The organism is Gemmatimonadaceae bacterium (assembly GCA_035533015.1).
In the GTDB taxonomy this organism is placed as follows: Bacteria; Gemmatimonadota; Gemmatimonadetes; order Gemmatimonadales; family Gemmatimonadaceae; genus JAGWRI01.
Genome location: DATLUQ010000029.1, coordinates 1 through 21,069, shown reverse-complemented (window position 1 = coordinate 21,069; position 21,069 = coordinate 1). Strand labels below are relative to the sequence as shown.

At 67.5% G+C, this 21,069-nt stretch carries 17 protein-coding genes; 10 read left to right on the top strand and 7 right to left on the bottom strand.

Annotated features, from left to right (window positions below):
* Positions 1–13 precede the first annotated feature (13 nt).
* Genes VNF92_05890 through VNF92_05865 form a run of 6 tightly spaced genes read left to right on the top strand, consistent with a single transcriptional unit; the run spans position 14 to position 6,263 of the window.
* Positions 14–793, top strand: coding sequence for an acyl-CoA dehydratase activase (locus tag VNF92_05890; GenBank protein ID HVA57401.1), 780 nt, complete (start codon positions 14–16; stop codon positions 791–793).
* On the top strand, positions 790–2,025 hold the full coding sequence (locus VNF92_05885) for a 2-hydroxyacyl-CoA dehydratase family protein (protein ID HVA57400.1): 1,236 nt from the start codon (positions 790–792) through the stop codon (positions 2,023–2,025). Before VNF92_05890 ends, VNF92_05885 begins: the two co-directional genes overlap by 4 nt.
* A complete protein-coding gene (locus VNF92_05880; GenBank protein HVA57399.1) occupies positions 2,022–2,819 on the top strand; it encodes an acyl-CoA dehydratase activase in 798 nt (265 codons plus the stop codon). Before VNF92_05885 ends, VNF92_05880 begins: the two co-directional genes overlap by 4 nt.
* Positions 2,816–4,633, top strand: coding sequence for an AMP-binding protein (locus VNF92_05875; GenBank protein ID HVA57398.1), 1,818 nt, complete (start codon positions 2,816–2,818; stop codon positions 4,631–4,633). Before VNF92_05880 ends, VNF92_05875 begins: the two co-directional genes overlap by 4 nt.
* Entirely contained in the window at positions 4,630–5,706 is a 1,077-nt protein-coding gene (gene had / locus VNF92_05870) for a 6-hydroxycyclohex-1-ene-1-carbonyl-CoA dehydrogenase (protein HVA57397.1), read from the top strand. Before VNF92_05875 ends, had begins: the two co-directional genes overlap by 4 nt.
* Positions 5,703–6,263, top strand: coding sequence for a hemerythrin domain-containing protein (locus VNF92_05865; protein ID HVA57396.1), 561 nt, complete (start codon positions 5,703–5,705; stop codon positions 6,261–6,263). The genes had and VNF92_05865 overlap by 4 nt, the downstream gene beginning before the upstream one ends.
* Before the next feature lie 34 nt (positions 6,264–6,297).
* Here VNF92_05865 and VNF92_05860 read toward each other — a convergent pair whose 3' ends face one another.
* The gene (locus VNF92_05860) at positions 6,298–8,067 is read right to left on the bottom strand and encodes a chloride channel protein (GenBank protein HVA57395.1); all 1,770 of its coding nucleotides are present in this window, start codon (positions 8,065–8,067) and stop codon (positions 6,298–6,300) included.
* Between the two features lie 340 nt (positions 8,068–8,407).
* On the opposite strand from VNF92_05860, the gene VNF92_05855 reads away from it, so the two are divergent.
* Positions 8,408–10,318, top strand: a complete 1,911-nt coding sequence (locus VNF92_05855) for a multicopper oxidase domain-containing protein (GenBank protein ID HVA57394.1) — start codon at positions 8,408–8,410, stop codon at positions 10,316–10,318.
* Positions 10,319–10,360: 42 nt separating this feature from the next.
* Here VNF92_05855 and VNF92_05850 read toward each other — a convergent pair whose 3' ends face one another.
* The 5 genes from VNF92_05850 to VNF92_05830 all read right to left on the bottom strand — a co-directional run bounded on the left by VNF92_05850 (position 10,361) and on the right by VNF92_05830 (position 16,476).
* Positions 10,361–11,629, bottom strand: a complete 1,269-nt coding sequence (locus VNF92_05850; GenBank protein ID HVA57393.1) for a glycosyltransferase 87 family protein — start codon at positions 11,627–11,629, stop codon at positions 10,361–10,363.
* 154 nt (positions 11,630–11,783) lie between these two features.
* A complete protein-coding gene (locus VNF92_05845; GenBank protein HVA57392.1) occupies positions 11,784–13,034 on the bottom strand; it encodes a CBS domain-containing protein in 1,251 nt (416 codons plus the stop codon).
* Positions 13,035–13,050: 16 nt separating this feature from the next.
* The gene (locus VNF92_05840) at positions 13,051–14,394 is read right to left on the bottom strand and encodes an NRAMP family divalent metal transporter (protein ID HVA57391.1); all 1,344 of its coding nucleotides are present in this window, start codon (positions 14,392–14,394) and stop codon (positions 13,051–13,053) included.
* A 169-nt stretch (positions 14,395–14,563) separates the two neighbouring features.
* Positions 14,564–15,652 carry a DUF2252 family protein gene (locus VNF92_05835; GenBank protein HVA57390.1) on the bottom strand — a complete coding sequence of 363 codons (1,089 nt, stop codon included), beginning with the start codon at positions 15,650–15,652 and terminating at the stop codon, positions 14,564–14,566.
* A gap of 83 nt (positions 15,653–15,735) precedes the next feature.
* On the bottom strand, positions 15,736–16,476 hold the full coding sequence (locus VNF92_05830) for a hypothetical protein (protein HVA57389.1): 741 nt from the start codon (positions 16,474–16,476) through the stop codon (positions 15,736–15,738).
* A gap of 383 nt (positions 16,477–16,859) precedes the next feature.
* Here VNF92_05830 and VNF92_05825 point away from each other — a divergent pair, with 383 nt between their 5' ends.
* The 3 genes from VNF92_05825 (at position 16,860) to VNF92_05815 (ending at position 20,171) form a co-directional block, all read left to right on the top strand.
* Positions 16,860–17,399, top strand: a complete 540-nt coding sequence (locus tag VNF92_05825; protein HVA57388.1) for an Ig-like domain-containing protein — start codon at positions 16,860–16,862, stop codon at positions 17,397–17,399.
* 1,447 nt (positions 17,400–18,846) lie between these two features.
* Complete coding sequence (locus VNF92_05820) at positions 18,847–19,311, top strand: hypothetical protein (GenBank protein HVA57387.1); 465 nt, start codon at positions 18,847–18,849, stop codon at positions 19,309–19,311.
* Positions 19,308–20,171 carry a M28 family peptidase gene (locus VNF92_05815; protein ID HVA57386.1) on the top strand — a complete coding sequence of 288 codons (864 nt, stop codon included), beginning with the start codon at positions 19,308–19,310 and terminating at the stop codon, positions 20,169–20,171. The genes VNF92_05820 and VNF92_05815 overlap by 4 nt, the downstream gene beginning before the upstream one ends.
* Positions 20,172–20,222: 51 nt before the next feature.
* Here the strand turns inward: VNF92_05815 and VNF92_05810 are convergent.
* Positions 20,223–21,069, bottom strand: an 847-nt coding sequence (locus tag VNF92_05810) for a hypothetical protein (GenBank protein ID HVA57385.1), incomplete at its 5' end; no start/stop codon positions are given.

The following is a 21,069-nucleotide window of genomic DNA, read 5'->3' as shown; positions in this document are numbered from 1 at the left end:
AGGAGCAGTGCCGATGCTGGAAAATGGAGCGAGGGCCGCAGCCGGCGTGGACGTCGGAACGGAGTGTGTGAAGGCAGTGGTCGCCGGTGCCGACGGTCGGATTCTCGGGCGCGCGGTGGCCCCTACGCGGGGGTATTTCCAGGCGTGCAGCTACGAGGTGCTCACCGCGGCGCTGGAGGATGCGCAGCTCCAGCCGTCCGACCTCTCGGGCATCGGCGCCACGGGGTTCGCGATGAACTGCGTGCGCGACGCGACGACCACGGCCACCGAGGAGAGCTGCCACGCCCTCGGCGCGTTCCATCACGCGCCACACGCGATGACGCTGGTCGATATCGGCGGCCGTGATCCGCACGTGATGCACGTGGGTGATGACGGCCGCCGGGTGGACGCGCGCGGCGTGCGACGGTGCGCCGTCGGGATCGGCAGCTTCTTGATGTTCGCCGCCCGCCACCTCGACATCGCGCCCGCGGGGCTGCAGGAACTCGCCGCCGCGGCCTCGATGCCGGCGCCCGTGAGCAGCTATTGCTCGGTGTTCTCCGGCAGCGAAGTACTCGAGCGGCTGCGCGAGGGGGCCTCACGCGAGGCGGTCGCTCTCGGCTGCATGCACTCGGTGGCCGAGCGCATCGTCGAGATCGGGGGCTTCACGCATCCCATCGTCGTCTGCGGCGGAGTCGTCGAGTTCTTCCCGGGGGTGCTCCGCGCCCTCGAGGAACTGTCCGGGGTCGAGGCCCGCGCCGTCCCCGATGCGATCTACACCGGTGCGCTCGGCGCCGCGCTCAAGGTCCTCCAATGACGGCGCTACGGAGCACCGCGGCGCTCAAGGACACGATGGGCCGGTATTACCGCGCGGTCGGCGCGGCCGCCGAGCAGAAGACCGCGCCCGTGGCCTGGTGTTCGAGCGTTGGTCCCGCCGAACTCCTTCGCGCGCTCGGGTTCCAGGTGTTCTTTCCGGAGAATCATGCGGCCATGCTGGGCACCGCGCGCAGCGCCAACCGCTACATGCCTCTGGCGCACGCCCAGGGCTATTCACAGGACGTGTGTTCGTATCTCACCAGTGACGTCGGCGCGTACCTGGCGGGCGAGACGCCGCTCGCCGCCTTCGGCCTGAGCGCAACACCGCGGGCCGACGTACTCGTGTTCAACACCAACCAGTGCCGCGACGTGCGCGACTGGTTCGAGTGGTACGGCCGGGCCTGGAACGTGCCCGTGATCGGGGTGCGGTCGCCGCGAGCGATCGAGGAGGTATACGACGGCGACGTGGATGGAGTCGCGATACAGCTCGAGCGCCTGGTCCCGACGCTCGAGGCCGTGGCGGGCACGAGGTTGGATGCCGGACGCCTGGCGGATGCGGTACGCGTGTCGCGCGAGTGCTCGGACCTCTGGGAGGCGTGCCTGCGTACGGCCGCCCATCGCCCTGCCCCGCTGACGTTCTTCGACGGCACCATCCACATGGGGCCGGCGGTGGTGTTGCGCGGCACGGCTGAGGCGTGTGAGTACTACCGGCTGCTGCTCGCCGAGTTGGACGACGCGGCGCGCCTCGGGCAGGCTGCGGTGCCCCGTGAGGCGTTCCGTCTGTACTGGGAAGGGATGCCGGTGTGGGGACGCCTGCGCGCGCTTTCGTCGCTGTTCGCGGAATTCCGCACCGCCGTCGTCGCATCCACCTATTGCAACAGTTGGATCTTCTCGTCCCTCGATCCGGCCGATCCCATACGATCGATGGCGCGAGCGTCGCTGGAACTGTTCATCGTGCGCTCCGAGGAGGCGAAGGAAGCGTACATCGAGCGCATGCTCGCGCTCTATGAGGTGGACGGCATCGTCTTCCACGACTGCCGCACCTGCCCGAACAATTCGAACACGCGCTACGGCATGCCGAGGCGGATCGCCGAGCGACTCGGCATCCCGACCCTCGCACTCGACGGCGACGTCAACGACCTCCGGTGCTTTTCCGACGAACAGGTGCGCACCAACGTCGAGGGGTTCGTCGAGCAACTCGCCGACGCGCGGCCGGCTGGAGCGCGTGCATGAAGCGATTCGTGGGCGTGGACAGCGGGTCGTGGAACACCAAGGCCGTCATCATCGACGACGAGGCGCGCGTGCTGGCGAGCGCCGTGGTCCGCTCGGGCGCTGATCTGGCCGGCGCGGCGGAGCAAGCGCTGGCCCTCGCCCTCGCGCGTGCGCCCGGTGGGCGGGGGGACGTCCGCGCGATCTGGGCCACCGGCTTCGGCCGCCAAGCCGTACCGTTCGCCGATGGTTCGCGGACCGAACTCGACTGCCACGGCCGCGGCGCGGCGTTCTACGTCAAGGGGCCGCTGCTCGTCATCGACATCGGGGGCCAGGACGCCAAGGTCATTCGCCTCGATGCGAACGGTCAACGTCTGGCGCATCGCATGAACAGAAAGTGCGCCGCCGGGACGGGCAGCTTTCTCGACGAAATCGCGCTCCGGCTGGGTATCGGCGTCGATCGTCTGGACCACCTGGCGGCGCAATCCACCGAGGTCCTGGAACTCTCCAGTTTCTGCACGGTATTCGCCGGCACGGAGCTGCTCACGCTCATCCGCGCCGGTAAGCGGCCCTCGGACCTGGCCATGGCGGCGTACCGATCGCTCGTGAAGCGCGTGGTAGCGATGGACGTGCTGCAGGGTCGGGTCGTCGCGACCGGCGGCGTGGTTGCGTACCATCCGACCGTGGCGCGGTTGCTCGGCGAGGATATGCACGCCGAAGTGGTCGTCCCGCCGCACCCGCAGGAGATGGGCGCGTTCGGCGCCGCGCTCGCCGCCCGCGAGGGTGCCGTTTCGGTGGGGCCGGAGGTCGCGGTATGAGACGGGGCACCCACGCGCGCGCCGGGGTGCGGGAGGGCGATCGCATCCGGTCGCTGCTCGAGCCCATCGGGACGAGTGAGACGATCGCCGCATTCATGAAACGCAACGCGGCCAGGCACGGCGCGCGCCCGGCAATCCGCGTGAGGCGCGGCGGCGCCTTCCGGAACGTCACCTGGCGGGAACTGGTCGACGACGTCGTCGCCTTCGGCCGTTACCTCGACCAACTCGGCGTTACGAGCGGCGACCGCGTGGTCGTCGTGTCGCCCAATCGGGGCGAGATGCTCGTGGCAGAACTCGCGACGATGTGCCTGGGCGCCATCTACACGCCGCTGTTTGCCGGCTACTCGCCCGACCAGACGAGCGACCTGCTGGCCCACGCGGCGCCCGCGGCAGTGGTGTTGCCCGATGCCGAGTGGCGCGCGCGCCTTCGCGTCCCGCTCAGCGCTCGCGCCGTGATCACGTTCGCCGAATTCCGGAACGTGCTCGCGCCATTCCGCTCCAGTCCGGGCGACCCGCGCCGTCACGCGTTCCTGGAACGCGGGGTGGCGCTCGATCCCACCGCGCCGTGCCTGATGATGTACACCTCGGGAACGAGCGGCGCGCTGAAAGGTGTGCAATTGACCCACGACAACATCCTGTCGCAGCGACGGGCCCTGGCGGCGATCTGGGACATCGGCCCGGAGGACCGCTTCCTGTCGTACCTGCCGTGGCACCACAGCTTCGGCGGCATCTTCGAGAAGTACAGCGCGCTGTACAACGGCGCCCCGCTCGCCATCGACGACTCGTACGGCCGGGACTTCGACGTATTGCTCCGGAATTGGATGGAGATCCGGCCCACGATCTACTTCAGCGTGCCGAAAGTGTACCAGCAGCTCGTGGCCCACATCCAGTCGCACCCGGAAGACGAGGCGCGGATCTTTCATCCCGAACTGCGCTTCGTGTTCACAGCTGCCGCGCCGCTTCCCACGAACCTCTCCGAGTTCTTCGCGGCCCGGCACATTCCCGTGGCCGAAGGTTGGGGGCTCACCGAGACGTCTCCCTGCTGCACGCTCACCGATCTCAACGAGCCGCGCACCGAACCTGGCAAAGTGGGCTACCCGCTGCCCGGCGTGACCGTGAAAATCGCCGACGACGGAGAGATCCTGGTCAAGGGTCCGCACGTCATGCGGGGCTATTACCGCGACGACGAGGCCACGGCCAAAGCGCTTCCCGGAGACGGCTGGTTCCATACGGGGGATCTCGGCGAGCTGCTCGGTCCCGCGCTCAAGCTGGTCGCGCGCAAGGACCGGGTGTTCAAAATGCTGAACGCGGAAAAGGTCGTACCAACCGAGATCGAGAATCGATTGGCCGGGATGAACCCGTACATCCGGCACGTGATCGTCGCCGGCGGCGGGCGCGACTTTCTCTGCGCGCTGATCTACCCCGACTTCTTCCGAATCGGCGAGGAGTTCGGCCACGACCACGCCACCGCCGATCGGGTGGTCGCCGCCTCGCTGCGCGAGACGATCGCCGAGTTCAACCGCACGCACGCCATCAAGTACGAACACATCAAGGCGGTGGCGGTGATCAGCAAGGAGCTGACGATCGAGGACCAGGAGCTGACGCCGTCGCTGAAGGTCCGGGTGCGCAACGTGCTGGCCGAGGCGGAAGACTACCTCGAGGCCGTCTACCAGCCCTCCGCGGAATGCGATTGCCGTTTCCTGCGAAAGGTGCTGCGGGTAGCCGGTGACGATCGCCCGTGCTTCGGCGGCCGCCCCAAGACCCTCGATCGCTGCCACGAGTGCGGCAGCCTGATGTTCGGAGAGACCCAATGACGACGACGATTGGAACGACCTTCGATGCCTGGGTCATGACGACGCCGGGCAGCGCCATGGACCGTATCGAACTGCCGTGGACCGCGCCACTGGCAGGCGAGGCGCTGATCGAGGTCGCTGGGTGCGGCGTGTGCCACACTGACCTGTCGTATCTGTACGGCGGGGTCAAGACGCGCGGCCCATTGCCCCTGGTGCTCGGGCACGAAATCAGCGGCGTCGTTCGGGCCGTGGGCGCCGGAGTCGGCCCGTCGCTCGTTGGGCAGGCCGTCGTGGTGCCCGCAGTGCTTCCGTGCGGAGAGTGCGACCTCTGCCGCGCGGGGCGCCGCGCCATTTGCCGCCAGCAGGTGATGCCGGGCAACGACCGACACGGGGGCTTCGCGTCGCACGTCGTCGTGCCGGCGCGATATCTGTGTCCGGTGCCGCCCGCGGCGATGGCGACACACGAACTCTGGGAACTCGCCGTAGTGGCCGATGCGCTGTCCACACCGTTCCAGGCGGTGAAGCGTTCAAGACTACAGCCGGGAGAGCTGGCCGTGGTCGTCGGCGTGGGCGGCATCGGCGTGCATGCGGTGCAGGTGGCGCGCGCGGCGGGGGGAACGGTGGTCGCCATCGACATCGACGCGCGGAAATTGGAACAGGCCACGGCGGCGGGGGCGCGCGGTGTGATCGACGTGCGCGGCATGGCGCTCAAGGACGTTCGCAAGCAAGCGCGGGCTCTCGCCGAGTCGCTTGGCGCACCGCCGCACCTGTGGAAGATCTTCGAGACCTCCGGCACGAAGGCCGGCCAGGAGACCGCCTACGCGCTGCTCGGCTTCGGCGCGTCGCTGGGCGTGGTTGGCTACACGATGGACAAGATCGAGATCTGCCTCTCGAACCTCATGGCCTATGACGCCGAAGCCCACGGCAATTGGGGCGCCGACCCGGAGATCTATCCCGAGCTACTGGAGTGGATCTCCGACGGCCGCCTCGCCGTGAAGCCGTACGTGGAGCGGCACCGATTGTCCGAGATCAACGCGGTGTTCGAGGCGGCCCACCATGGGCGGCTCTCCAAACGCGCGGTGCTCGTCCCATGACTCCGACCGAGATGCTGATGGCCGAGCACCGCCTCATCGAGCGGGTGCTCGATGCGCTGGCGGCAGCAGCGGACGAGCTCGCACGGGGTGGCGCCGTGCGGCCGGAATTCTTCCTCGATGCCTCCGACTTCGTGTCGGGGTTCGCCGACGGTTGCCACCACCGCAAGGAAGAAGGCGTGCTGTTCGGAGCGATGATCGCGCATGGCGCTCCGCCACACGGCGGCGCCGTCGCCATGATGCTCGAGGAGCATGAGCAAGGACGCGACTTGAACCGTGCCATGCGGGACGCCGCCAAGCGCCTCGGCGACGGCGACCCGGCGGCGCGCCGGCGCATCATCGCGAGTGCCCGGGGATACGTCGCCCTGCTCCGCGACCACATCGCCAAGGAAGACGAAGTCCTGTTCCCGATGGCCGACGAACTGATTCCACCCGATGCCGCGGCCGCGCTCGTCGCCGCGTTCAACCGGCTCGAGCAGGCCGACGGGACCAACCCACCCGACCACTTCCTGGCGCTCGCCACCCGTCTTGAGCACGAGGCCGCGTCGCTCCGCCAGTAGTCAGGTCATCGTTCCTTCTGCAGTGCGATGCCCTTCAGGGTGCGTGCGCGATCCCGGCGTCCGCGTTGGTCGTTCCGCGCGCGTCCAGCGCCGACAGGATGTCGGTCTTGGTGAGAATGCCTTCGAGCCTCTCGCCGCTCGACGACACGAGGAGCATCGGTTGTCCGTGGCGCGTCATCATGAGGCGCAATGCTTCCTGCAGATCGCAATCGAGCGGCACTCGCACCACGTCGCGGTCCATCACGTCCCCTACACGTGTCTCATCCCATGCCTGCGGCTTCACGCGCCCCAGCACGCGCATCGAGATCGTGCCCACCACGCGGTCGGCATCGTACACCGGATACGCGGCGTGCGCGTACTGCGCACCGATGCGCTCGGCGAATTGGCGAAGGGTCCTGTCGGCGTATGCCGCGATCACCTGCGTCCGCATGACCTCGCGCACCCGGATCCTGGACAGGCCCGCCACGGTCGCGATCTCGTGCAGCTTCTGGTCGCCCGACATCGACGACTCGCCGGACACGGCGTACGCCACTGCCGCGCCGATGAGCGCGGGAACGATGTACGCATGCCCCCCGGTCGCCTCGGCCACGAAGATCACCGCCGTGAGCGGCGCCTTGTAGCCGCCAGCGATAAAGGCCGCCATGCCCACGGCCGCGAAGATCCCAGGCGACGCACTGTGGACCACCGACTGCGCGAAGGCGGTACCGAACGAGCCGCCGGCAAGGAACAGCGGCACGAACGCGGCGCTCACCCCGCCCACGCCCAGGGAGAATAGCGTTGCGATCAACTTGGCGATCCCGAACGCCACCAGCAGCGCCGACCCGTGCACCTGCTGCAGTAGCTGCGGCACGGCTTCGTAGTTTGGCCCGATCGGCACGAGAGCTCCGTGGAATACCGATACGAATCCGAGGCCGACGATTCCGGTGAGCGTCCCGCCCACCGCCATCTTCACCCAGTGCGGAACGGGCGCCCGTACGGCGAAGCCCCGCGCGCGACGGAAGGTGATCGTGAACACCATCGTCGCCAGCCCGCAGATGAGGCCGAGCACCGCGGACCAGAGGAGGTCTCGTCTCGTATACGCCGCAGCGGTGGCGAAGTCGAACAGCGGCGTGGCCCCGAGAAAGGCCGCCATCGTGGCGTACGACGTCACCGACGCGATCAGCGCCGGCAACAGCGCTTCATGGGCGAGATCGTCTTTGTACGGCATTTCCAGGGCGAACACGATGCCGGTGAGCGGCGCGCGGAACACCGCCGACATGCCCGCCGCCGCACCGGCGATGAGCATGATGCGGCGGTCGCGCGGTTCGAGGCCGACCCCGCGGAGCCTGGTCCAGAGCCACGAGCCCAGTGCCCCTCCACCGTAGATGCTCGGGCCTTCGAGCGCCGCGCTGCCCCCGAGGCCCACCGTGGCGATCGCCGCCACCAGCTTGGGGACGAACGGCTTGACGTCGATGGCGCCCTGATGCTCGTGGTACGAGCGAATCACTTCTTCCGTCGAATGCTCATCCGGATCGGGCGTCAGGTGCTGCATGATGAGCCCGGCCACGATGAAGCCCGCCGCTACCCCCGGGATCATCACGAACGGGTGTGCGAGATACACCCGGAGCACCGGTGGCCACATCCAGACGAGGATGGTCTTGGCCAGAAGCGTGATCAGGAGCCCGGTCACGACTCCCATCACCGGCGCGATGATCAGCCACTTGTGCAGATCGCGCGTATAGGTGGCCGACAGGTCCTCGTGAACCAACGACGTGTACTTCCGCACCAGCGGGTGACCGAGGAGCGCTGCTCGGATCTTCGTCATACGGCGGCCCCGATCCCCGCTCTGCTTTTCTCATCTCTCCAGGCCACCGCTGTCATTCGCCTGCCTCGTTCGGTTTCTGGGGTGCCGCTGTTCGCGGCTGCGTCAAGCTAACCGCCGGCGCGCGGGGCGCAACGCGACATGAATCACCCGGCAAGAACCATGCATCCTTGCCCGGCCCGCCTGGAAACCGTATGGTTGACCCTCCACCTCACCCCCGGGCACCGCCGCATATCGCTCAACCTCGCTCGTTGACGCGCAATGGTGCGGCCGTGTTCGGCGACCGCGCGGTGCTCCGCTGCGCGGCGCCGCGCGTCGAAGGATCCCGTCGACTCCAGATACCATGCCGAATGTGAACATGCTGCTCGTCCCGGCTGCGATCGCGGCCGCTCTTGCCACGTCAGGCAGCGCCGTTCCGCGCCCAGTCGCGCCGCCCGCCGTTTCGGCCAACGAGAATCGCACCGCCGCCGGCGTCACCAAGGGCGGCATGCTCGAAGTGAGTCTCGAGGTCCGAGAGGGCGAATGGCACCCGTATGGCCCGCAGGGGCCCGCGGTTCGCATCCTCGCCTTCGGTGAAACCGGCAAGCCGCTCGAAACTCCGGGGCCGATGATCCGGGTCAAGGAAGGCGCGCGCGTTCACGTCCGGGTGCTCAACACGGCCAACGGCACGCTCGTCGTACACGGCCTCACCGCGCGGCACACCACGATGCCGGACACGCTGGTCGTGCCGGCCGGCGCCACCCGGGACGTGACGTTTACGGCGGACGCCCAGGGCACGTACTTCTACTGGGGGACCACGACCGGCGTCGGGTTCTCGGGCCGCCTGTATGAGGACGCGCAACTCAACGGCGCGCTGATCGTAGATCCGCCCACCGGGACCCCGAAACCGGATCGCGTATTCGTGATCCAGTGGTATCTGCCGCGTTCGGTGCCGCCCGACACGGCCGCCGACGCCATCAACGGGTTCTTCACGTTCAACGGAATGCCATGGCCCAACACCGAGCGCCTGAAGTACGCGCAGGGCGACTCCGTTCGGTGGCGCATCATCAACGCCACGGCGGACGTGCACCCGCTGCACCTGCACGGGTTCTTCTACCGCATCACGGCCCGCGGCGACGCGAATCGGGATACCCTGTACTGGCCGGCCCAGGAGCGGATGGCCGTCACGGAACTGATGGACGTGGGCACGACGATGAATCTCGCGTGGTACGCCGACCGGCCGGGCGCCTGGATCTTCCATTGCCACCTCAACTGGCACGTGGTCCCCAACCCGCCGCTCGGCGCCGCTCGCGAAACCGACAGCGTGCGCCTGCACGCGCTGTTCGCCACGCACAAGATGACGGGCATGCCGGGCATGGCCAATCATTCGGAGACAGGCATGGGCGGGCTGGTGCTGCGCATCGACATCGCGCCGTCGGCCACCTGGCGGCCGTACACGGGCCCGCGCGAGCGGTTCCGGCTTTACATCCAGAGCGACTCGCAGCCCGGAGACACGCTGCGCCGGTTCGGCTACGCCCTGGCCACCGGCAACGACGTCCCGGCCCCCAACGCCATCCAGTGGCCCGGGCCGCCCATCATCCTCCACGTGGGACAGCCCACGAGCATCACGGTGATCAACCGGGCGCTGGAACCGTCGCAGGTGCACTGGCACGGGCTCGAGATCGACAGTTACTACGACGGGGTGGCGGGACTCAGTCGCGACGGAGCGATGGTCTCGCCACTCATCATGCCCCGTGACTCGTTCGAGATGACCGTGACGCCGCCCCGCGCGGGGAGCTTCATGTACCACACACACGTGAACGACCTGCGGCAGCAGAGCCACGGGCTGTACGGGCCGATCATCGTCCTCCCGCTGGGCCAGGCGTGGGACCCGTCGTCGGACCTGATCTTCATGGCCGGCACCGATCCGCTGGACGATCCCATCCTGAACGGAAGCACGTCGCCGCCCGCGCTGACCATTCACGCCGGCCGGCCGTATCGCATCCGCCTCATGAACATCACGCTCGACGCGCCGTTCAACCAGATGGTGTTGACGGCGGCCAACGGGGCGGTGCCGCTCTGGACGGCGATCGCCAAGGACGGCTTCGACCTTCCCGTCTGGCAACGGCGCCGGGAGCGCGCCCGCCAACGGGTGAGCATCGGCGAAACCTACGACTTCCGCCTCACGATCCCGGCGCCGGGCGAATACACGATGGAGGGGCGGCGCGGCAATGGAACGGTGTACGCACGGCAGGTAATTCACGTCGTTCCGTAGCCTCGGCGTCCGGCGGGCGTGGATGTCCCGCCCGGCGCCAGGTCACGATACGACCGCTGGCCGCTGGCCGCTTCGGAATCGATTGCGCCGTGTCGGGAGCACCAGTACGGCAAGGAGCGCGACCAAGGCGAGGTCCCGGGCGAGCACCAGGCACGACTCCACGGGCGCGAAGCGGAGCGCGAGGTCCCAGTAGTGGCGCGGGAACCACAGCTGCGTGAGCACGAGCGAGGCGGCGAGGAGTCCGCCCGCCCAGAACCCGCGCCTGCCGCGAACCAGCGGGATGAGCGGGATCAGCCAGATCAGGAATTGTGGAGACAGAACCTTCCCGAACGCGACGAAGGCGCACACGGCGGCTGCCCAGGCGCGAACCAGGCGGTCGGGCTCGGCGGGGCCCCGCGCGAACCAGATCCAGACGCCGGCAATCGCCATGAGTTGGACGGTGGTCTGAACGATGGGAAGCGTGTCAGCTACGCTGCCGACGAGGTTCTGTGACCCGTACCCAGGCTGCATCGTGATCGCGAACCCGGTGATGGCGTGAACGACGAGCAGAACGCCGGCGCCCAGCGACTCGATCTGAAGGGGACGGTTCGTCTGTCGTGTGAGCGCGTCCCAGACCCCGTGGGGCGCGATGATGAGAAACGGCAGGAAGCACGCGAGTGCGATGGCCGCGAAGATGGCGAGGTCGATGGCCGCCTCGCGCCCACCACGGCGCTTCCACACCCACGCGAGCGCCACGGGTAGCAGCACCGCCGGATAGAGCTTGGCGGCAAAGCCGACGCCGAGCACCCCGGCGCTCAGCCGGTTCCGGTCCACGATAAGTGCTGCCAGTGCGCACACGGTGAGCGTCGCTGGCCAGAGGTCGAAGCGCGAGAGAATGACTGGACCGATGAGGAGCGGCGCGCCGGCGGCGAGACCGAGTGCGAGGCGGAGCCGGAGCGGATCAGCGTCCAGCCGGATCAGGACCACAAGCATGAGGACCAGTGAGAGCGCGCCGCAGACGAACATCTCCGCTTCGAACCAGCGCTGGTAGCTCGACAAGTCGCCCTCGATGGGCCGCAGCACGGCCGGCATTGCGAACACCGGCAGCGCCGCCGGCGGATACTCGAGTCCGAAGTCGCGGTACGGCACCAGCGTGTTCGCGATCGCATCGCCGTACCGCTGATAGGTCGGCGTGTCGATGACCTGGCCGTCGCGGTAGAAGCCGGTGTGCAGCCCGGCCCAGCCGATGGCGAAGACGCCCAGTGCGAGGCCGCCGGTGACCAACGCCCGCCCATGAACCGCGAGGCGGCTTCGAAGGCGTCCTCCGGTCATCCCAGTCGCAGGAACTTCACCAGGATGAGGAGGAGCATTCCCAATAGATAGATCCGGAGCACGAGGAGCGCCGTCCGAACGGTTCTCGTCATCTCGATGCGTGCCATGAGGCCTCTCTCCCTGACCGGGCGTGAAGGTTAGTCCGGCGTCACGATCATTCGCCCATGTCCCTGGAATGGACCACCCCGAGCAAGCGGTTGGCGGCGTCCACCACCGGCAGCATGCGGTAATGATACTTCTCGAACATCTTTCGCACATCGTCCTCCAGCAGGTCCCGATCCGCCGACACCACCGGTGTGGCCATCACGTCGCCGAGCGTGGCTCCGACCTCGGCAGCGACCAGTTCCAACAGATCGGCGACCCCGACCAGCACCTGGCCGGGCGGCTGCACGACATATACATAGTGCAGGAACCGCCTGTTCAGGCGCGACTCGCGAAGATGGCGCAGGACGTCGGCGACCGGGGTTTCGGGCGCGAGGGCCACGCAGGTGGATGCCATGAGCTCGCCGATGGCGGGCTCGTGCTGCGCGAGAATCGCCTTTGCCCGCTCGGCGCGATCGGCCGGCAGCAGCGCGATCAGGTCGCGGCGATCATCCAGTGGCAGGGCCTCGAGCAGGTCGGCGATCTGGGCAGCCGACATTCCGGACAGGATCGTCCGCGCGCGATCCGGAGGCAGGTCGGCCACGAGCTGTCGTTGGGCTCGCGGCTCGGCTTCGAGCAACGTTTCAGCCGCCTTGTCCGAATCCAGCGCCGAGAACACCGCCTCCTGCTCGCGTCCCGACAGCTCTTCGAGGGCGTCGGCGAGATCCTCACTCGGCATTTCATGGATCTGGGAGCGGGTGAGGGAGAGCGACACCTTGCGGCTCGACGTCGCGTCTTCGATGGAAAGCGGCTGCACGAACTTCCACGAGATCAGTTGGTCCTTCTGGCGGCCGATCCAGTCCAGCCGCCACTTGCGAAGGAAGCCGTTGAACGACGTGTCCACGTGCGCGAGGATCATGCGTCCCCGACTGCTCAGGAGTTGAACGTCGTTCACGATCTCCAGCCGCCGGTCCTCCATGTCGAAGATCTCTTTGCCCACGAGATGCTCGTTGAGGAGGATCCATCCCGGCTGGTCGACGAACGGCGCGTACCGATCGCCGGTGACGGGCGGGAGGACGAAGATCGTGCCCCGGTCGATGCGGCTGACGCGCTCCCACGGGATGAACTCGGTGGGGTTGCCCCAGCCGTGGCTGATGAAGATGCCCACCGCTTCGGGATACGGCTCGCTGAGTCGGAAGACGAGATCCGTGAGCTTTCCGATGCGGAATTCGGCGCGGGTTTCGCACACGTGCCGTCCGAGCAGCCCCGAAAAGAAATACGTGTCGTAGTCGGGGCCGGTCGCCGGCGGGGTTGGAGCGGTCATGGGATTCGTCATTGCATCACCTGCCGAGTGCGCTGAACAGGCTGGGGAACAGCACGGACAGACCGAACATGGACGAGACGACAATCACGAATGCCGTGATGGATCCATTGGCGATGTTCTGCCAACGGGTGTTCACATAGTCGCCCATGAGCGGTCGGTCATTCAGGAGCAGGATCAGGAAGACGAGTGCCGCCGGCAGTAGCGTGACTGCGACGACCTGCACGAAGATCGTGATGGCGTCCTGGATCTTGATACTCGCGATCAGGGACACCACGCCGGACGACCCCAACATCGCCACGTACGCCACATAGAACCAGGGCGCCTCGCGGACGCTGCGGTTGAGGGAGTGGGCCCAGCCGAACACCTCCCCCAGCGCCCAGCTCGTGGACAGTGAGATGCACAATGCCCCGAGGAGACCGGCGTCGAACAATCCGATCGCGAACAGCGTCCGGGCCCACAGTCCGAGGTGCGCCCCTGGCATCACCGCCGGCATCTTGGCCGCCGCCTGCGCGGCGGACTCGACGGCCAGCTGCCCGCCCGGATGATAATAGAAGACGCCGGCCGCGGCGATGATGATGAACGCGGCGACGACGCAGGTCACGAGCGCGCCGACGAACGTGTCGATCTTGCCGTACCGGATGTCTTTCACATCCATCCCTTTGTCCACCACGGCCGATTGTTGAAAAAAGATCTGCCAGGGCGTGATGGTAGTGCCGATGTTCGCCATGACCAGCGTGAGCAGAGCGGCCGCGTCGAACCGGGGGCTGAGCAGGAACCGCGGCGCGTAGAACCCCCGCCCCACCTGCAGCCAGCCCTCGTTCACGTTCCCGGTGTGCATGGCCCAGATCGCCGCCGGGATGTACACGAAATTGAAGAGACAGAAGAACAGGGTGATCTTCTCGAACGTCCAGTACTTGCCCGTGATCACGATCGCCAGCAACAGGCCTGTCACGCCGACAAAGGTGACCCATTCGGGCACATTGAATAGGCGCATGGCCTGCGTCATGCCGATGTACTCCGTGACCAGGGTCAGCCAGTTGATGACGACCAGGTCGAACACCGAAAACCATCCCCAGACGGGGCCGAAGGCGTCGAAGATCGCTTCGGCGTGCCCGCGCTTGGTAACGGCGCCAAGACGCACCGTCATCTCCTGTACGTAGTACGCCATGGGGACGAGGATGATGAACGCCCAGAGCATGTTGAAGCCGGTCAGCGCTCCCGTCTGGGTATACGTGGAGATTCCGCCGGCGTCGTTGTCGGCCACCATGGTGATGATCCCTGGGCCTACGACCGCGAGCAGGATGGCCCAGCGGCGCTTCGTGCGGGAGAGGCGATGGAGGAGCTTACTGATCCAGTACACGGGTGGCTGTGCCGGGCGGTCGTTGTGAGTTGCGAAGAGTCAGGCGCATCGAGAACACGCGCGCCGGCCCAGGGTCCCGATAATACCCAGGAATCCGGATCAGGTGCAGGTCGGAGGTGCCATCGGCGTGCGGCACAATCTGGAACTCGTCGTACGCTTCGGCAATCCGTCAGAAGCCCGCGGCTGTCTCCCGGCGCCAGGTGGAGAAGTCTTTCTTCACGGCGGCACTCATCGTATCCGCGGCCCGCACGAGCCAATCGTGGGGCCGTCGGTCGAGATCGGAGAGGATGCGATGCGCGCGGATGCTTCCCAGGTGCACGTTGGCCGTTTCCCAGCCCATGGCATGCAGCAGGCGCCGCTCGTCGCGGCCGCGTGGGAGACTCGCCAACTCGATACGGGAGCAGTCCGGCGCGAGCCGGCGCACGAGCCACCGCTTGCGTACCGCCACGAATGGATCGGCGCAACGGACCGCGCCGGCGAGGATTTCTCGGTAGAGCGGCGTATCCCGCTCGCGTCGGCCCGCCGCCCATTCGCCCGCCGACACCGTGAGCCCCTTGGCCTCGCGAGCAATGCGCCCCCCGTTCCATTCGGCCAGCGCGACGAATCGTTGCCGGCCAAGGCTGCCGAGTCCGGCGACGCGATGGACGATGCGCCACGGTAGCTCACGCGCCGGCCACAGCTTGGACAGGGCGCTTGTCGCACTCGGGGGCAGTCTGCTCCGCACCGGCGCGGACGTGTCGAGCTGGTGCCAGAATGCCTCCGGGTCGCGCAGGCGATGGATGGCCATCCGCCGAAGAGCCGGGTGATGCTCGGCGAGCACGAGCGGTCGACCGCCGGCGACCAGCGATTCCCGGTAGCCCGTGATGATGGCGGAGGCGGCGGCGCCGGGATCGAGACGAAGCGCGGACGCATCGCCCGCAAGCATGACGCTCGTGGCCAGGCGCACGAGATCGTTCGCGTACGGTAGCCGCCACGCTTCGTCGAAGTCGTTGATCCCCCACGCCAAGCGTCCCTCGGCATCGCGCCACGTGCCGAAGTTCTCGACATGCAGATCGCCCACCGCAAGCACGGCGGGGGCATCCTTCAATTCCGGACAGAGGTCGGGCCACAGCTGGGCCCATCGGAAGTACGTCGCGCGCAGGAACGGCAACGCGCCTTCGCGCATCCGGCGGTGCTTGAGTCCGAGGTCGGCGCGAATGAGGGGCAGCTGCCGGCCTAGCCAGCGCTCATAGTCGGCGACCGTCTTCCGGAGATTCATCAGCAGGGATCATCGCCATTCGGCTCAGCCCTCGCCAGGGGCGCGCCGGTACCCGCTGCCCCGCGGTGTCTCGCTTGCATCCATCATGGACTCCACCGGATGGCATCGCCCCTGCATTCGATGTAACTGAAGCAGTTATGGCGCAGGCTGAAGCCGCCCTTCTCGCAGATCACGTTCGTGACCGCGCCAGCACCGAGAACCAGGGCGTTCACAACCAGAAGGCTTCGCGCGACGGACTGGTCCGGTGGCGGTTCTGTCAATAAGTCCTTCCTGCAGGAGATTCCGGTGACCCGGCCAACCACCGCAAACCTTCTGTCTCCGATCTGCGCCTTCGTCAAGATGGCGCTGGTCAGCAGGGGGCCGTGCATCACGATCACATTCAGAAGGATGTTGCGGCGTTCGCCGTCCCCGACGGTGAGCGTATCCGCAACGACGACGCCGAGCGGTCCGGCAAACCCTTCACCGGGCTTCCACATCACCGAACTGCGAACCAGATACGTTCCGGCCGGGAGCGCAGCCAGTCCGAAGTGTCCTTGTGCGTCAGAGGTCGTGATCCGTCGCGCGAGCCGGAAGAGAGAATCGGCAGGGGCTTCATCGAAGCGGTAGAAGTCCGCGCCGATCTGCCGGAACCAATCCTCGGTGTAACGCGTCACCGGGTCGAGTGTGACTAGGCGGCCAGCCCCGATCGTCACGTCGTCGCCCTGAGTAGTCACGAAGACCCGGCCGTCGATCGCTGCGGTGCCCGCGGCGAGGTACTTGGCGTAGTCGGCGGCATTAGCCGCACCGCTCATCCGTAGCGGCGTCGGCGCGGCCGGCGGAAGCACGGTCGGCCCACCACAGGCACACGTGACAAATAGCAGGAGATAGCTTCTCACGGTGCGCATCTGTCCTCCCCCTCCCCCGGATCCCGTCCAGACGATCACCCGAGTCGAACGCGGGCGGATCTCCCGACCTTCTTGAAAACTCCGCACTTGGCGGGGGACCGATCATCGGGAGGACCAGCACATGGTCGTCGAGGCTTCTACCGGACGAGTGTGTCGAGCCCTGGTCGCGGTTTCCCTGACACGGACGGCCAGATGTCCCGACTGCGTGGCCACCGGTTCGGTGCAGACTTGAGCCCATGCCCAGTACATGGTTGACCGGTCACGCACACTACGAACCGCGCGTTTCCTCTTGCGAGCGCGCTCGCGATAACAGGAGGCCGAACGTGTCCCGCTCCGCTTGGTCCATGCTATTCACGCTCGCTGCCACCACGGCCCTGACCGCGTGCAGCGGAAGTTCGTCGACCACCACTGCCCCGGCTACCAACCCATCGCGCACGCAGGTTGTGGCCGTCAGTCCGGTGGGCGGAGCGACCGGGATCGATCCCGCCGCTCCGATCGTCGTCTCGTTCTCGCATGCCATGCGCGCCGGCGCACAGATATACGTCTCCCTTCATGAAGGGACGGTCACCGGTGCAATCGTGAGTGGCACGGCGACGTGGTCCACCGATTCGATGAAACTGACCTTCATGCCAAGTACTCCGCTCAAAGCCCACACGACCTACGCGCTCCACATGGGAGGTGACATGATGGACGATCGCGGAGACGCGGTGGACCTGAGCACCTGCACGCAATTTGGTGGGCAGGCGGCCACCGGCCAGATGATGGGCAGCGGCGGCATGATGGGCGGTGGCGAGATGGGGTCGGGTTGGCAGACCCCCGGGAGCAGCACCTACGGCATGGTGTTCACGTTCACGACGGGCTAACGGTCACGGCCCGCCCCGATCATGGCGGGCATGCCGCCCATCCCCTGCATTCCCCGCAAGCCTGGCGCAAGCGGACGGAGTCGCAGGAAGACCATGAACCCCGCGGGTGTCTGCGATCCGTAGGTCGACCGGAGCACCGCGGGATCGACACTAAGCGTCGCGAGCATTCCCAAGCCCACGGTCGCCCGCGTCCTGTTAGACAGCCGGGGCTGGACGGGATGCGCGTTGGCTTCCCAGGGCCACGTGGTTGACCATTGGCCATCGGTTCCGAACCCCATGCTCTGCATGGCGGACACCCGCACGCGGTGTTCCGACTCCAGCGGATTCAGCGCGTCGGGGCTGGCAAGCAATCCGCAGATGGTGCTCACGCTCCGCGCGGCGGTCGGGTTAAGTGAACCCGCCGCCGGCGGCCGAGCGGCTCCGCCCTGCACGGAAAGCCGTGAACGTCCGGCCCACGCCGAACAGCGGTAATGAGCCGAGTCGACGGGCGAGGGTCAGCTCGCTGTGGCAGCTCCACGAGGCGTCGTTGTACCCCTCGAACTACGGGCCACGAAACGTGGTTATGACGGGATCGGCGTGATCTTCATAGGGGAAATGGCTGCACGTCGTGTCGTTCACCCTTGTCACGAGCACCCGTTCGTGACAATGGCTCTTGTCACGGATCTGGCCACACGCCGGGCGGCCACGATTGGGGCTTCGGTGCATCGGTTGATCCGCAGCCCTGGCCTCCTCTCTCCCGAGCGTCTGGCCTCGTCTCAGCTCGCTGTCAGAACGTGACCCCGGCTGGACCACTTTTCAGGGACCCCGGCCCCGCGTCACGCACATCCCGAACAAGCACCAGGTGATGACGCGCTACTACGGCTGGTACGCCAACCGGCCCCGTAGCACTCGGCGCAAGGCGAGCGCCGGAGCCGGCGTGCCCGCGCCCGTCGCGGTGGCGGAGCAGGACGTGCTGCCGCTCCGGGAGGCGCGGCGGCGCTGGGCCGAGCTCCTGCGACGCATCCATTAAGAAGTGGACCCGCTCGCCTGTCCGGCCTGCGGCGGCGCGATGCACATCCTCGCCTTCATTACCGAGGGCGCGGTGATCGATCGGATCCTGGCGCACCTGCGCCGCGCCCGCGAAGCCGCGCGGGGGTCCCCACCCGACGATCGGCCCGCGCCCCCGACGGCGCGGCGCGCTTCCCGCGGCTCGTCCTGATCGCGTACCCGCCGGCGGGCCAGGGGCTTGTGCGATGCCCGTCGGCGGGCGCGACGCCCGCGGCGGCCGCTTCACGAGGCCCGGCTGCCCCAGGCCGGCCGTCGCAACAGCCCTCGCCATACGCGGGACCAGCCGCGACACCGCCGGACCGCACCTGACGGCTGGCCCGCGCCGCTCGCCCGTCAGGTCATACGGGGATTCAAATTCCTATCCCTCCTGGAACCGTTCATCTGGCGCGGCGTGGGGTGGATGCCCGGCAAGGCGAGCGGCTACATCACGTCACCCGTCACGGCGAACCTCAAGTTCGAGGCGGTGCGCTGGTCGCCCTCCACCAAGGGGACCGTGCGCGGCAACGTGGTGCTCCTCGACCCACCGGAGACGCCCACGCCGACGGAGCTGGACAGCTATCTCGCGTCGATGGCGAGCAAGGTGACCGGTGGCATCGTGATGGTGGGCCGTCCGGCCGAGGTGCCGGTGAACTTCAACCCGCGGTCGCTGCGCACGCCCGACGATCAGGTGCGCGAGCGCCACGCGCCGCGGGACCCGAACGCGCCGGCGCGCGGTGGGCGCGGCTTCGGGCGCGGCCGTGGTGCTCCTCCGCCGGAGGGCCATCTCTCGGCGCGCGACGTGACCATGCGCGTGAACGAGTTTCTGAAGACGCATATGCCCGCGCCGCGGCTCAACTCGCAGGGGGCGGGCGCATTCCCGGGGTGATCGTGGCCCAGAACGGGCCCGGGCAGATCTACGACGACACCACGCCGCAGCCCCCGGCCGTGATTCTGCGCAACGACGACGCCGGGCGCATCTACCGGCTGATGGCGGACGGCACGCCGGTGAGCGTGGAGTTCAACGTCTCGAACCAGTATTTCCCCGACGGCAAGACGAGCTACGTGACCGTGGCCGAGATCCCGGGCACCGACAAGGCCGACGAGGTCGTGATGCTCGGCGGGCACCTGGATTCGTGGACCAGCGCCACCGGCGCCACCGACAACGCCATCGGGTGCGCGATCATGATGGAAGCCGCGCGCATTCTGGAGGCCGTAGGCGCCAAGCCGCGGCGCACCATCCGCGTGGCCCTGTGGAGCGGTGCGGAAGGGGGGTTGCTAGGGTCGTTCGCCTACGTGAAGCAGCCTTTCGGGAGCGCCGAAGAGCCCACCAGGGATTTCAACAAGCTCGACGCCTACTGGAACATCGACGACGGCACCGGCAGGGTGCGCGGCGCGAGCATTTTCGGACCGCCGGAAGCGACGATCCTCGCGCAGTACCTGAAGCCGTTCGAGGACTGGGGCGTGTTCGGCGCCGCGGCGTCGACGGCGCCTGTGGAGGGTGGCAGCGACGACGGTGCGTTCGCGGTGGCGGGCCTGCCCGGCATCGGCACGCAGCAGGACGGCATCGAGTACAACAGCACGACGTGGCATACGGACCTTGATACCTACGAGCGGATCGTGCCGGAGGACGTCATGCACAATGCAGTCCTCACCGCGGCCGTGGTGCTTGGGTTGGCGAATCGGGATGAGATGTTGCCGAGGTTCTCGAAGGGCGAGATGCCGGCGGTGCCTCAAAGAAGGCGGTAAGCGGTAAGACGCCGCGAATGCCGCGCGTGCGTGCTCGCCCAGAAGGTCCCGTCACCTCCCGCCGGGTTTCACCGGCGGGAGCGAGTCGAGCAATAGCTCCGTGAGCGGATGGTGCGACGCGTCCACCGTGATGAGCCGCGTGGCCGCGGGCTGGTAGCCGTACGGCACCGTTCGCGTATCCTTGATCTGAACCGCCGCGGTGCCCTGGCCGGCGAAATGGACGGTCGCGTGCCCGGGGGTCGCGCTCGCCATGCCCGGCAAGCCGAGCGAGGCAGAGTCCACCGACAGCACGCTCCAGTTCGTGCTGCGGAGATTGAACCGTAGCGAATCGACGGTGCGTCGGAGGAGTCCCGCCTGGTCGATCGCCCGAAGCGCGAAGCCGAATCCGTTGGTGTCGGCCGTGGTCGCCCCTACGAGTTGAAGCTGCGGTTGCCCCACGGTCACCAGCAGGCTGTCGGGGATGATGCCCGGACCATCTGCCACGATCCACGCCGTCCCGGCTTCAGTGCCGCCAATCAGGTCGAAATGGCCGTCGTCGGCGGTGAAATCGATGCCGTGTACGGTGGTGGCAGATGGCTGAATGATGGCGTCGTTGGAGCTGTGCAGCCTGACCGGCGCTGCATATTGAATGCCTAATGGCACGTCAATGTAGACGTGCTCGTCCGGGAGCAGCGTCTGCCGGAATCCCACCGTGACGCCACCTGTCGGCCCCACCGCACCGACGTATCGCAAATGGACGGCGGCTGGAGCGACGGTGATGGCGATGGAGGTGTCGGGAATGGCGCGCCCCTTGGCATCGCTCAGCACGAGTCGGGCGGTTCCCGGCCCAACCCCGGTGACATGGATGTCTTGCCCATCGCTGCTGCCGCCGGTGAAGATGATCGAATCGCGGTCCGGG

What these genes read in the sequence shown, in the direction of transcription:
- VNF92_05850 (HVA57393.1), bottom strand. Translation starts at nt 11,629, where the DNA reads ATGACCGGAGGACGCCTTCGAAGCCGCCTCGCGGTTCATGGGCGGGCG.
- VNF92_05880 (HVA57399.1), top strand. Translation starts at nt 2,022, where the DNA reads ATGAAGCGATTCGTGGGCGTGGACAGCGGGTCGTGGAACACCAAGGCC.
- VNF92_05890 (HVA57401.1), top strand. Translation starts at nt 14, where the DNA reads ATGCTGGAAAATGGAGCGAGGGCCGCAGCCGGCGTGGACGTCGGAACG.
- VNF92_05820 (HVA57387.1), top strand. Translation starts at nt 18,847, where the DNA reads ATGCCCGGCAAGGCGAGCGGCTACATCACGTCACCCGTCACGGCGAAC.
- VNF92_05855 (HVA57394.1), top strand. Translation starts at nt 8,408, where the DNA reads ATGCCGAATGTGAACATGCTGCTCGTCCCGGCTGCGATCGCGGCCGCT.
- VNF92_05845 (HVA57392.1), bottom strand. Translation starts at nt 13,034, where the DNA reads ATGACCGCTCCAACCCCGCCGGCGACCGGCCCCGACTACGACACGTAT.
- VNF92_05860 (HVA57395.1), bottom strand. Translation starts at nt 8,067, where the DNA reads ATGACGAAGATCCGAGCAGCGCTCCTCGGTCACCCGCTGGTGCGGAAG.
- VNF92_05835 (HVA57390.1), bottom strand. Translation starts at nt 15,652, where the DNA reads ATGAATCTCCGGAAGACGGTCGCCGACTATGAGCGCTGGCTAGGCCGG.
- had (HVA57397.1), top strand. Translation starts at nt 4,630, where the DNA reads ATGACGACGACGATTGGAACGACCTTCGATGCCTGGGTCATGACGACG.
- VNF92_05885 (HVA57400.1), top strand. Translation starts at nt 790, where the DNA reads ATGACGGCGCTACGGAGCACCGCGGCGCTCAAGGACACGATGGGCCGG.
- VNF92_05875 (HVA57398.1), top strand. Translation starts at nt 2,816, where the DNA reads ATGAGACGGGGCACCCACGCGCGCGCCGGGGTGCGGGAGGGCGATCGC.
- VNF92_05865 (HVA57396.1), top strand. Translation starts at nt 5,703, where the DNA reads ATGACTCCGACCGAGATGCTGATGGCCGAGCACCGCCTCATCGAGCGG.